This window comes from Kitasatospora sp. NPDC002543, from assembly GCF_053594915.1.
Window position 1 is genome coordinate 1 of the sequence record NZ_JBSFWR010000163.1, and the last position, 11404, is coordinate 11404.

Here is an 11404-nt window from a genome sequence, read left to right on the forward strand (position 1 = left end):
GTTCGGGGAGAACGCCCTGGTGAGCCAGCTCCAGGCGCTGCGGGCGGCCTGCTTCGACCGCGAGACCGCCGACTTCCTGACCCGCTGCCCGCGCGGCACCGTGGTCGGGCTCGGGGACGGCCTGGAGACCCAGGCCTGGCGGGTCGACAACGGGCGGGCGAGCTGGCTGTCGGTGGACCTGCCGGAGACCGCGGCCCTGCGCGGTCGGCTGCTGCCGCCGGACGAGCGGCACCGGATCGTGGCCCGCTCGGCCACCGACCCGGCCTGGATGAACGAGGTGGACCCGGCGAACGGGGTGCTGATCAGCGCCGCGGGGCTGCTGATGTACCTGCGCCCGCCGGAGGTCCGGGCCCTGATCGCGGCCTGCGCCGAGCGGTTCCCCGGCGGGGCGCTGGTGCTGGACGCGGTGCCGCGCTGGTTCAGCCGGCGGGCCGTCGAGGGCAAGCTCCGGGACCGGCACTTCCAGGCGCCGCCGATGCCGTTCGGGATGGACGCGGACGAGCGCGGGGGGCTGGCCACCGCGCACCCGAGGGTCACCGACGTGCGCGAGGTCTACCCGGAGGGCGCGCGCTGGCCGGTGAGCGCTGTGCTGCCGGTCGCGCGCTGGATCAAGCAGCGCCCGTCCGTGGTCGCACTGCGTTTTGCCGAATCTTGAAGAAACGCCGGAGGACCTGGAACCATGGTGTGGGGGCGTACGTCGTAACCACGGGTGATCGGCCGGGGGGACAGGCCGCCCGGCACGTTAGGCTCGCTCCGGGGGAGCGGCCGGCGTGCCGCCATCGGACGAACTGCCGGGACGGGCACGCGGCTCCAGGGGGAGCGCGGCCGGTCCCGTCCTGCCACGGAGGGACTGGCCTTGCACATCGACGCCTGGATCGAGGGGATTCCACCGACGGCGGTGTACGCCGTGATCGGTCTGATCATCGGGTTCGAGTCGCTGGGCATTCCCCTGCCCGGCGAGATCGCCCTGGTGACGGCGTCCCTGATGGCCGTCAAGGGTGTGGTGAGCCCGTGGGGCGTCGCGATCTGCGCGATCGCCGGCGCGATCATCGGTGACTCGATCGGCTACTCGATCGGGCGCAAGGGCGGCAAGCCGCTGTTCGAGAAGCTGGGACGCAAGTTCCCCAAGCACTTCGGGCCCTCGCACCTGGCCACCGCCGAGCGCTCGTTCCAGAAGTGGGGCATGTGGGCGGTCTTCTTCGGCCGCTTCATCGCCCTGCTGCGCATCTTCGCCGGCCCGCTCGCGGGCGCGCTGAAGATGCCGTACTGGAAGTTCCTGATCGCCAACGTGCTGGGCGGCATCGTCTGGGCCGGCGGCACCACGCTGCTGGTCTTCAAGGTCGGCAAGGCCATCGAGCCGTGGCTGGCCCGGTTCTCCTGGGCGGGCCTGGGCGCGGCCCTGGTGATCGGTCTGCTCTCGGCCTGGATCATGAAGCGCCGGGCCGCCAAGACGCACGCCAAGATCGAGGCGGAGGAAGCGGCCAAGGCCGCCGCCGCGGCCAAGGAGCCGGTCGCCGACTGACGCCCTCCGGCCGGCCCCTCCGGCCGGTCGTCCACCGCCCCTCCCGGCCGGCCCCCTCGGCCGGTCGTCCACCGCCCTCGTGGTGCCCTCGGGCCCTCGGAGTAGCATCGGCCGGGTATCCGCCGATCTTGCACTCTGGAGGGCCCGATGTCTTCGCAGCCGACGTGGGACGCCGTCGACGCGTACTTCTCCGAGCGGCTGGTGGGCCACGACCCCGCGCTGGAGGGTGCCACGGCCGCCGCCGCGGCGGCCGGGCTGCCGGAGATCGCGGTGGCCCCAACCCAGGGCAAGCTGCTGCACCTGCTGGCGCTGACCCAGGGCGCGAAGCGGATCCTGGAGGTCGGCACGCTCGGCGGCTACAGCGCGATCTGGCTGGCCCGGGCGCTGCCCGCGGACGGCACCCTGCTCACCCTGGAGCTGGACCCCCGGCACGCCGAGGTCGCCCGGGGCAACCTGGCCGCCGCCGGGCTGGCCGGAGTCGCCGAGGTACGGGTGGGCCGCGCCGCCGACTCGCTGGCCGAGCTGGTGGAGCAGGGCGTGGAGCCCTTCGACCTGGTCTTCATCGACGCCGACAAGCCGAGCAACCCGGAGTACTTCCGCCGGGCGCTCCAGCTGACCCGGCCCGGCTCGCTGATCATCGTCGACAACGTGGTGCGCGGCGGCGCGGTCGCCGACGCGGACAGCACCGATCCGGCGGTGGTCGGCACCCGGGCGCTGCACGACCTGATCGCGGCCGAGCCGAAGGTCACCGCCACCTCGGTGCAGACCGTCGGCAGCAAGGGCTACGACGGCTTCACCCTGGCCCGCGTCCAGGGCTGACCGCGCGAGCCCACCCCTCTCGCTTCCACCCCCTCACCTGCCATTCAATCGTCATCGGAGAACGGAGACATCGTGCGGATCGGACTGCTGGGAACCGGCCCCTGGGCGGAACGGGTGCACGCGCCCGTCCTGGCCGAGCACCCCGGGCTCGAGTTCACCGGCGTCTGGGGCCGCCGACCGGAGGCGGCCGAGGCGCTCGGCGCCGCGCACGGCGTGCCCGGGTACGCCGACCTCGACCGGCTGCTGGCCGAGGTGGACGCGGTCTCCATCGCGCTGCCGCCGACCGTGCAGGCGGGCCTCGCGGTCCGGGCCGCCGAGGCCGGCTGCCACCTGCTGCTGGACAAGCCGGTCGCGCTGACCGTGCCGGATGCCGAGGCCGTGGCCGAGGCGGTGCGCGAGCACAAGGTCGCCTCGGTGGTCTTCTTCACCGTGCGCTTCGGCGGCGAGCAGATGCCGTGGATCGAGCGGCAGTCGGAGCTCGGCGGCTGGTTCACCGGCCGCTCGGACTGGCTCGGCTCGGTGTTCGCCCCCGGCAGCACCAGCCCGTACGCGGCCTCGCCCTGGCGGGTGGAGAAGGGCGCGCTGTGGGACGTCGGTCCGCACGCGCTGTCCGTGCTGCTGCCGGTGCTGGGCGACGCGACCCGGGTGACGGCGGAAGCCGGCCCGCTGGACACCGTCCACCTGGTGGTCCGGCACGCCGGCGGCGCCTCCAGCACGCTCGCGCTCAGCCTGACCGCGCCGCTCGCGGCGGGCGGGACGGGCATGGAGCTGCGCGGCGAGCACGGCGTGGTGCAGCTGCCTCCGCGCGGCGAGGGGCCGGCCGCCGCGCTGCACCGGGCGCTGGACGCCCTGCAGGCCTCGGCCGCCTCCGGTGAGCCGCACCCCTGCGGGGTGGACTTCGGCCTGCGGGTGGTGGAGATCCTGGTCGGCGCGGAGCGCTCGCTGGCGACCGGCGGGCCGGTGGACGTCTGAGCGGGAGCCGCCGCTGACGGCGGCGGCTGCGGCAGGGCCCGGTGCGGATCTTCCTCCGCACCGGGCCCTGCCGCGCTTCCGGTGCCCCCCGCGTCTCCCGTCCCTCCCGCGCCTTTCCCGTCCCTCCAATCCCTCCCGCGCCTCTCCCGCGTCTCAGACCGGCGGCAGCGGCGGGACCGAGGACGGGCGGCGGTCGGTGGGGCGGGCCGGCGGGACGACCGGGGCGCGGAAGTCGCGCGGGCCGGTCCACAGGGCCGGGACGGCGTCGCTGCGGCGGGCCAGTTCGTACGCCAGGGCCTCGTAGTTGACCCGCCAGCCGTGGAAGTGCGCCCAGGCCTCCTCGACCGGGCGTTCGCGCGGGAAGCCTGCCGCGGTGATCATCGCGACGGCGCCCAGGAACTCGGCGTAGGTCAGCCGGATCGGGACGTCCGGGTCCGGGTCCGCGTCGAAGTCGAACCGCAGCGAGCGCGCGATGTCGCGCATGGCGGTGAAGCCGGCCCGGAGCACCAGCCGGGCCTCGGGCGGGGCCGAGCGCGGGCACAGCGCCAGGTGCAGGGCGGCGGCGTCCATCACGGCGATCAGCCCGACCACCCAGCTGCGGTTGGGCTGGGGGGAGCGGAAGGCGAGCAGCACCGGGTAGTTGGAGTGGCTCTCGCCGATGTCGGCGGCCAGCCGCTCCCAGTCCCGGTAGAGCTGGGGGAGCGCGGTCTCGGTGTCCACCAGGGACTGGCGGGCCAGCAGTTCGGGGCCCCAGGCGGGCTCGCCGGCCCGGGACTGCAGCAGCGTCACCTCGGTCTCGCGGCGCTGGTAGGCGGCGTAGAGGGTCGGCAGGTAGGAGATCTGGAGGGCGATGACCAGCGGCCCGCTGGCGGCCGCCAGGAAGTCGATGGCGGAGAGCTGGAGCCGCTCGCCGCTGGCGAAGCCGAGGGTGAACAGGCTGGACCCGGCCTCGCGCACGGACACCGACCAGCTGAGCTCGGAGGTGCCGTGCAGCAGCAGGGTGTAGGCGACCAGCATGCAGCCCAGCCAGACGCCGAGCATGCCCAGCAGCACCAGCGGTGCCAGCCAGGTGAGCACCCGGTCCTGCGCGTGGTAGCCGCGGGACGGCCCGGCGGACAGCCGCAGCAGCGTGCGCAGCACCCGCCAGAGCCGCATCACCAGCGCCGAGTAGAGGCCGCGCGGAACGACCAGCGTGCGCAGGATGCTGCCGACGACCAGTAGGAGCAGCAGGGCGCCGAGCGCGGTCTGGATCATCCTCATGGCGCCATTCTGGCGGCAGGTCTGGGTTGCCGCGGACCGCTTCCGTCGCGGGTCGCCCGGCCGCGGGCCGTCCGTCGCGAATTCGCCGCCCTGTCGGCTGCCCAGCCCCCCGCCCGCTGCTCCGCCGTCCGTCCCTTCACCCACCGCCCGTCCGTGCCCCGTCGCCGCCCGTCCGTGCCCCGTCGCCGCCGGGCCCGGCCGCGTCGAGTATGACCATGGTCACACCGAAGCCAGGCCTACGTACCGATGTTCTCACCGCGTCTATGTATGCGAAGGGTCAGTCCCACGAGCGAATCGGAGACCGGACTGTGCGTGCTCAGCGAGACGGCGCGGCCGAGGAGGAGAACCCCGGGCGCCGGCGGTGGCGGTTCGCGCCGCGCCGCGGGCCCTTACGCGGGGCACGGCCGGCGCGGGTGCGGCGCCCGCTCCCGCGGATCGACTACCCGCGCCGCGGTCGGCGCGGGGTCCGCCGCTGGCTCCCGTCCTGGCGGCAGCTGCTGCTGGTGGTCGGGACGGGTGCGGCGGCGCTGACGGGCTGGCTGACCTGGTTCTACGTCACCACCGCCGTACCGGAGGACCTGAACTCCTTCGCCACCCAGCAGAACAACGTCTACTACTGGGCGGACGGCACCGAGATGGCGCGGATCGGCCCGACCAACCGGCAGGAGGTGCCGCTCGGCCAGGTTCCGGAGCCGGTGCGGTGGGCAGTGCTGGCCGCCGAGAACGAGACCTTCTACACCGACCCGGGCATCTCCGTGACCGGCATCGGGCGCGCCGTCGTGACGATGGTCACCGGCGGGGAGACCCAGGGCGGCTCCACCATCACCCAGCAGTACGTCAAGAACATCTACCTGAACCAGCGCCAGGACGTCTCCCGCAAGCTCAGCGAGATCGTCATCGCGATGAAGCTCGACGACCGGATGACCAAGCAGGACATCCTGGCCGGCTACCTGAACACCAGCTGGTTCGGACGCGGCAGCTACGGCATCGAGCGCGCCGCCGCGGCCTACTACGGCAAGGACGTCTCCGAACTCGACCCCAGCGAAGGCGCCTTCCTGGCCGCCCTGCTGAAGGGCGCTTCGCAGTACGACCCGGCGATCGGCGCGGAGAACCGGAAGCGGGCCGAGGAGCGCTGGTCCTGGATCCTGGACCGGATGGTGGAGGTCGGCAAGCTCTCCGCCGCCGAACGCGCCCGGTACACCGTCTTCCCCGAGCCCAAGCCGCAGCCGAAGTCGGCCGGGCTGAGCGGCCAGACCGGGTACCTGGTGGACATGGCCCGCGCCTACGTGGAAAGCCACAGCGGCATCACCCCGGCCCAGTTCGACCTCGGTGGACACCAGATCCGCACCACCTTCGAGAAGCCGAGGGTCGAGGCCCTGGCCGCCGCCGTGAAGGAGGGCACCGCGGGGATCGACCCGGACAACCGCGAGTCCGACAGGCTCCTGAAGGTCGGCGCCGCCTCGGTGGCCCCGGACGGCCGGATCGTCGCGCTCTACGGCGGCCCCGACTACCTGAAGCAGGGCTTCAACAACGCCAACACCACGACGGTGCCCATCGGTTCGGCCTTCACCCCGGTGGTGTACGCCGCCGGGCTCGACCAGGGAACGCAGCGCCAGCGGGGCGGCAACCGCACCCCGGTGACACCCGCCACCCCCTACAACGGCGACAACGGCGTGAACGTGATGACCCCCGAGGGGCCGTACTGGGGGCGGGACGGGAAGATCGTCAAGACCGCCAACGACGGCAAACGGAACTGGGGCACCGTCACGCTGCGGAGCGCGGTCGAACAGTCCGTCAACGGGCCGCTGATGCAACTCGGCATGGACGTGGGCCTCGACCGGGTCCAGAAGACCGCCACCGACCTCGGCCTGCTCCCCAACAGCCTGGGCGAACTCGTCCCCGCCCTCGGCGTCGGCAACTCCACCCCCAGCGCGGTCCGCACCGCCGACGCCTACGCCGCCTTCGCGGCCGGCGGCAGCCACACCGACCCCTACTCGGTGCTCAGGATCTCCCGCAACGGCGTCGAGCTCCCGCTGCGCCTGCCGGCCGCCACCCAGGCACTCGCCCCGGCCGTCGCCGCCGAGGTCGACGCGGCCCTCAAGGGCTCCGTCCGCGACGGCGCCGCCAAACCGGCGGCCGAGGCCGGCCCCGACCTGGCCGCCAAGCCCGGCACCACCGCGGACCGTACGGCAGGATGGTTCGTCGGCTACAACGGGCAGCTGTCGACAGCGGTCACCGTCTTCCGCGCGGACCTGAAGGACATGAAGCTCCTCTCCCTCGAAGGCCTCGCCGGCGCCGCCCCCGACACCTCCGACGCCACCCTCCCCTCCCGCATCTGGACCGCCTACATGAAGACGCAGACCGCCCGGTAGCCCGGGCGGCGGCCGCGGGGACCGGGGAAGGCGGCCCCCGCGGCGGTCGGAGAGAGCGCAGAACGCGGCTGCGGGGCGGCGGGCCCGATCGTCAGGGGGTGGAGAGGCTGCGGCTTCGGTGCGTAGGGCCGGTGGCTGAGGTTGATCGGTGTCCGGACTAGTGTCATGGTCGTGCCGCGGTCGGCCCGGTGCACCCCGAGGGGGGGGCGGGGTCGGGCCCCGGTGCGGTCGTGAGCTCTGAGGGACTGAAGCGGATGAGAATGACGTTCGGGCTGCTGGGGCCCCTGACGGTCGGAGTGGACTCCGTGCCGCAGGCGCTGCCGCGGGCCACCGTGCTGCGGGGGTTGCTGGGGGCGCTGCTGCTGGCGGAGGGGGAGCGGCTGCCCGCGGGGCGGCTGCTGGAACTCGTGTGGGCGGAGCAGGCGGACCGGGTCGGCCGGGGCGCCGTGCACACCGGGATGTCGCGGCTGCGCACCTGGCTCGGGCGGTTCGGGGACGAGGCGGTCGTGCTGGAGTCCGACGCCCAGGGGTACCGGCTGGTGACCGGGCCCGACGCGGTGGACCTCGGACGGTTCCGCAGGCTCGCCGCCGACGGTGCCCCGGCCGGGGCGCTCGCGCTGCGGCGCGGCCCGGTGCTGGCCGGGCTGGAGCGGATCAACCGCGAGGACCCGCTGGTGACGTCCATGGAGGGCGAGGTGCGGGCCACGGTCCTGGCCCTGGCCCGGTCCGCGGCGGAGGCCGGGGCGTCCCGGGCGGCCGTTCCCGCCCTGACCGCGCTCGCCGAGGAGCACCCGTACGACGAACCGGTGCACGCCGCGCTGCTGGAACTGCTGGCGGCGGACGGCCGGGCGGCCGAGGCGCTGCGCCGCTTCCAGTCGCTGCGCCGGCGGCTGTCCGAGGAACTCGGGATCGAGCCGGGCGAGCAGGTGCAGAACGTCTTCCTGGCGCTGCTGGCGCAGGACCGGGAGGGCTCCCGGACGGACCCAGGACCCTCCCGGGTGCCCTCCCAACTCCCGCGCGACATCCCGGACTTCACCGGCCGCGACGAACAGGTGCGGCTCGTTCTGGACGCCCTGGCGGCCGGCCGGGTGCCGGTGGTCGCGGGCATGGGCGGCATCGGCAAGACGGCGCTCGCCGTCCACACCGCCCACCGCGCGGCCGCCGACTACCCCGACGGCCGGCTCTACGCGGACCTGCGCGGAGCCGACGAGACACCCGCCGACCCGGCCGGCGTCCTGGCCGCCTTCCTGCGCGCCCTCGGCGCCGACCCCCGGGAGATCCCGGCCTCCCTGGACGAACGGTCCGCGCTCTACCGCACCCTGCTGGCCGGCCGCCGCACGCTCGTCCTCCTCGACAACGCCGCCGGCGAGCAGCAGATCGGCCCGCTGCTCCCGGGCACGCCCGCGGACCGGGCCGACCGCACGGACGCCCGCCCGGCCGTCCTCGTCACCAGCCGCACCGCGCTCACCGCCCTGCCCGGCTCCCGCCTCGTCGACCTCCAGGAACTCGACGCACCCCACGCCCGCACGCTGCTCGGCCGCATCCTCGGGGACCACCGGGTCGCCGCCGAGCCGGTGGCCGCCGCCCAGATCGTCGAGCTGTGCGGCGGCATGCCGCTGGCGGTCCGCATTGCCGGGGCCCGCCTGGCCGCCCGCCCGCGCTGGACCCTGGCCCGGCTCGCGCACCTGCTGCGCGACGAACGGCGACGGCTCGACGAACTGTCCGCCGGGAACCTGGCCGTACGGGCCGGCTTCGCCGTCGGCTACGCCCGGCTGTCGGAGCCGACCCGCCGCACCTTCCGGCTCCTCGGACTGCTCGACGCGCCCGACTTCGCCCCGTGGGCCGCGGCCGCCCTGGCCGACATCCCGCCCGAGCAGGCCGAACGGCAGCTGGAGGAACTGATCGACGCCCAACTCCTCCAGGAGACCGGCACGGAGCCGCACCTGCGCTACCGCTTCCACGACCTCGTCCGGCTGTACGCGCGCGAGCACGCCGAGGCCACGGACGCACCGGCCGACCGCACGGCCGCGCTGGAACGGGCCTTCGGCGCCTGGCTCTGGCTGGCCGAGCAGGCGGCCGACCAGGTGCCCGGGCCGTGCTTCGCGCCGATCCACGGCTCCGCGCCCCGCCACCCGATGCCGTCCGGCGTCGCGGCGGCCCTGCTCGACGACCCGATGGCCTGGTTCGACGCCGAGCAGCCGGCCCTGAACGCGAGCGCCCGGCAGGCCGCCGCGCTGCGCATGGTGCCGGCGGCCTGGGACCTCGCCGCCTGCCAGGAGAAGTACTGCGACGTCCGCGGCCTGTACGACGACTGGCGCACCACCCACGTGGCCGCCCTCCAGGCCTGCCGCGCGGCCGGCGACGGCCTGGGCACCGCCGTGCTCACCCGCGGCCTGATCGAGGTGACGACCTGGACCACCCCGGCCGACGGCTGCGGGACCGCCGTCGAACTGGAGGGCGGCACCCAGACGATGGTCGCGCTGGAGGACCACGCGCGGCACCTCCAGCGGCTGTTCGAGCAGGTCGGGGAGGAGCGCGGGACCGCCGACGCCCTCGTCCTGACCGCCTGGAGCCTGGTGGCCCAGGGCCGCGAGGAGGAGGCCCTCGACGCCGGCCGCCGCGCCCTGGCACTCGCCACCGCCCACGACCACCCGGGCGGCGAGGCCAAGGCGCACCAGATCATCGCCATCGCCCACGGCGAGACCGACCTCGACCGCACCATCGAGCACCTCACCGAAACGCTGCGGCTGGCACGGATGATCGGCAACACCCGCTTCGAGGCGACCGCGATCCAGTTCCTCGGCGCCGCCCACGGCCGGGCCGGCCAGGTGGAGCGGGGCACCGAACTGCTCCTCCGCTCGCTCGCCATGGCCCGCTCCCTCGACGACCGCTACGTGGAGGCGTTCTCGCTGCTCTACCTGGCCGTGCTGTACGCGGGCACCGGCGACGGCCGCGCCCGGGACACGGCCGAGGCCGCGCTGGCCATCGCCCGCCGCTTCGACCTGGGGCACCACCTCGCCCAGGCCCTCGGCATCCTCGGCGAGCTGGACCTGGCGGCCGGGGACCACTCCTCGGCGGTCGCCCACCTGGAGGAGTCGGTCCTGATGTGGCGCGCCCGCGGCTGGCGCTCCTTCCTCGCGGAGGCGCTCCGCACCCTCGGCCGGGCGTACGAGGCGGCCGGGCTGGCGGATTCGGCGGCGCGGGTGCTGGCGGAGGCGCGGGAGCTGAGCGACATCAGGTAGGGCGGGGCGGGGCCTCTCGGTGGCAGCGGCGTCAGCGGTGGCAGTGCTGTTGACGGCAGAGCCGGGAGCGCCGGGAGCGCCGGCAGCGCCGGCAGCGGTGAGCGATCGGTAAGCGAACGGTAAGGCGCCCCCGCCTAGGCTCGGTCCCCACGGCACAGGACAGGCGCACGCACCAGGCCCCAGGCCCGGTCGACGCGCCCGTCCCGTACGCACCGCATGGGCAGCCGGTCGGGTCCGCGCAGGGGACGGACCCGGCCGGAGGTGCGGTGCGTCCGGCGGGGGCTCAGACGAGGGCGGCGTCCAGGACGGCGTGCCAGGCCGCGTGCTCGTGCTTGCGTTCGTCCTTGCGCTCGTGCTCGTGCTCGTGTGCGTTCGCGGACCCGTACGAGCGGGCGGCGCGCGGGTTCGTCCCCCGTGCCGCCCGGCACACGCCGCCCGTCTCCGCCAGGCCGTTCGGGCGCTGGCTCAGATCTTCACGGTGAGCCAGGCACCCAGGCCGGCGCAGCCGCGGGCGTCGTAGGTGGTGCTGCGGTAGCCCGCCGGGATCGGCGAGTACGGGCAGGTCCAGACGCCGTTGCGGACCAGCTCGTGGAGCCAGGCGCCGACACCGCTGCACCCCTTGACGTCGTAGTTCGTCAGGACGTAGCCGGAGACGATCGGCGAACCGGAGCAGGTCCACAGCCGGTTCTGCGCGGGCTGCTGGAACCACGAGCCGTGGTTGCCGCAACCGCTCGGGTTGTACATGGTGATGACGTAGCCGGCCGGGACGGGCGCCCCGGAACAGCTCCAGCCACCGGCGGCGGAAGCCGTCCCGGCGCCCGCCGTGCCGGTCAGCGCGGCCGCGAGGACGGCGACGGTGGCGGCCGCCCGTCCCGTACGGGTCATCAGCTTGCGGAGGATCCTGGTCACGGCGACACCGTTCCGATCGGTCGTCTCCCCTCGGCTCGTCCTTGGTCCGTGGGACGGCAGGGGAGGGTGGAACAACGGGGACGCGCCGCACCCTAGTGGCGGCGATCACGTCCCTGATAGATCCAGATCAATAGATCGACACACATGACCGAAAGCGATCGATCCACGGCGCGGCCGACCCGCCGTTGGCCGATCCACCATCAGACCCGGCACCTAGGGCGTGTCTGACAATTCCCGCCGGGCGTGCGACGCCGGGGCACGCACCTCGCCGCGTTGTCGTCGGTCGCCAATGCTCCGCAGTGGCTCCC

The 11404-nt window shown here is 74.5% G+C and carries 9 protein-coding genes; 6 read left to right on the forward strand and 3 right to left on the reverse strand.

The annotated features are described in order from the left end of the window. The 4 genes from ACWD4P_RS36440 to ACWD4P_RS36455 form a co-directional block, all read left to right on the forward strand. The coding region (locus ACWD4P_RS36440; RefSeq protein ID WP_449782583.1) for a class I SAM-dependent methyltransferase at window positions 1-655 on the forward strand (655 nt) is incomplete at its 5' end. A 201-nt stretch (window positions 656-856) separates the two neighbouring features. Beyond that, on the forward strand, window positions 857-1522 hold the full coding sequence (locus tag ACWD4P_RS36445; protein WP_359819269.1) for a DedA family protein: 666 nt from the start codon (window positions 857-859) through the stop codon (window positions 1520-1522). Between the two features lie 147 nt (window positions 1523-1669). Beyond that, window positions 1670-2341, forward strand: coding sequence for an O-methyltransferase (locus tag ACWD4P_RS36450; RefSeq protein ID WP_359819266.1), 672 nt, complete (start codon window positions 1670-1672; stop codon window positions 2339-2341). Between the two features lie 72 nt (window positions 2342-2413). Continuing rightward, complete coding sequence (locus ACWD4P_RS36455) at window positions 2414-3313, forward strand: Gfo/Idh/MocA family protein (protein WP_359819263.1); 900 nt, start codon at window positions 2414-2416, stop codon at window positions 3311-3313. 153 nt (window positions 3314-3466) lie between these two features. Here ACWD4P_RS36455 and ACWD4P_RS36460 read toward each other — a convergent pair whose 3' ends face one another. Further along, window positions 3467-4573, reverse strand: a complete 1107-nt coding sequence (locus ACWD4P_RS36460; protein ID WP_359819260.1) for a hypothetical protein — start codon at window positions 4571-4573, stop codon at window positions 3467-3469. Window positions 4574-4881: 308 nt separating this feature from the next. Between ACWD4P_RS36460 and ACWD4P_RS36465 the strand changes: the two genes are divergently transcribed. Both ACWD4P_RS36465 and ACWD4P_RS36470 read left to right on the forward strand, forming a co-directional pair. Then, window positions 4882-6945 carry a transglycosylase domain-containing protein gene (locus ACWD4P_RS36465; protein WP_449782584.1) on the forward strand — a complete coding sequence of 688 codons (2064 nt, stop codon included), beginning with the start codon at window positions 4882-4884 and terminating at the stop codon, window positions 6943-6945. Between the two features lie 254 nt (window positions 6946-7199). Next, the gene (locus ACWD4P_RS36470; protein ID WP_449782585.1) at window positions 7200-10187 is read left to right on the forward strand and encodes an ATP-binding protein; all 2988 of its coding nucleotides are present in this window, start codon (window positions 7200-7202) and stop codon (window positions 10185-10187) included. A gap of 283 nt (window positions 10188-10470) precedes the next feature. Here ACWD4P_RS36470 and ACWD4P_RS36475 read toward each other — a convergent pair whose 3' ends face one another. Both ACWD4P_RS36475 and ACWD4P_RS36480 read right to left on the reverse strand, forming a co-directional pair. Beyond that, complete coding sequence (locus ACWD4P_RS36475) at window positions 10471-10617, reverse strand: hypothetical protein (protein ID WP_449782586.1); 147 nt, start codon at window positions 10615-10617, stop codon at window positions 10471-10473. A 35-nt stretch (window positions 10618-10652) separates the two neighbouring features. After that, window positions 10653-11096, reverse strand: coding sequence for a hypothetical protein (locus ACWD4P_RS36480; RefSeq protein ID WP_449782587.1), 444 nt, complete (start codon window positions 11094-11096; stop codon window positions 10653-10655). Window positions 11097-11404 lie beyond the last annotated feature (308 nt).

Bases quoted from the DNA above. Each gene is read 5' to 3' on its own strand.
- ACWD4P_RS36460 (WP_359819260.1), bottom strand. From the start codon at position 4,573: ATGAGGATGATCCAGACCGCGCTCGGCGCCCTGCTGCTCCTACTGGTC.
- ACWD4P_RS36450 (WP_359819266.1), top strand. From the start codon at position 1,670: ATGTCTTCGCAGCCGACGTGGGACGCCGTCGACGCGTACTTCTCCGAG.
- ACWD4P_RS36470 (WP_449782585.1), top strand. From the start codon at position 7,200: ATGAGAATGACGTTCGGGCTGCTGGGGCCCCTGACGGTCGGAGTGGAC.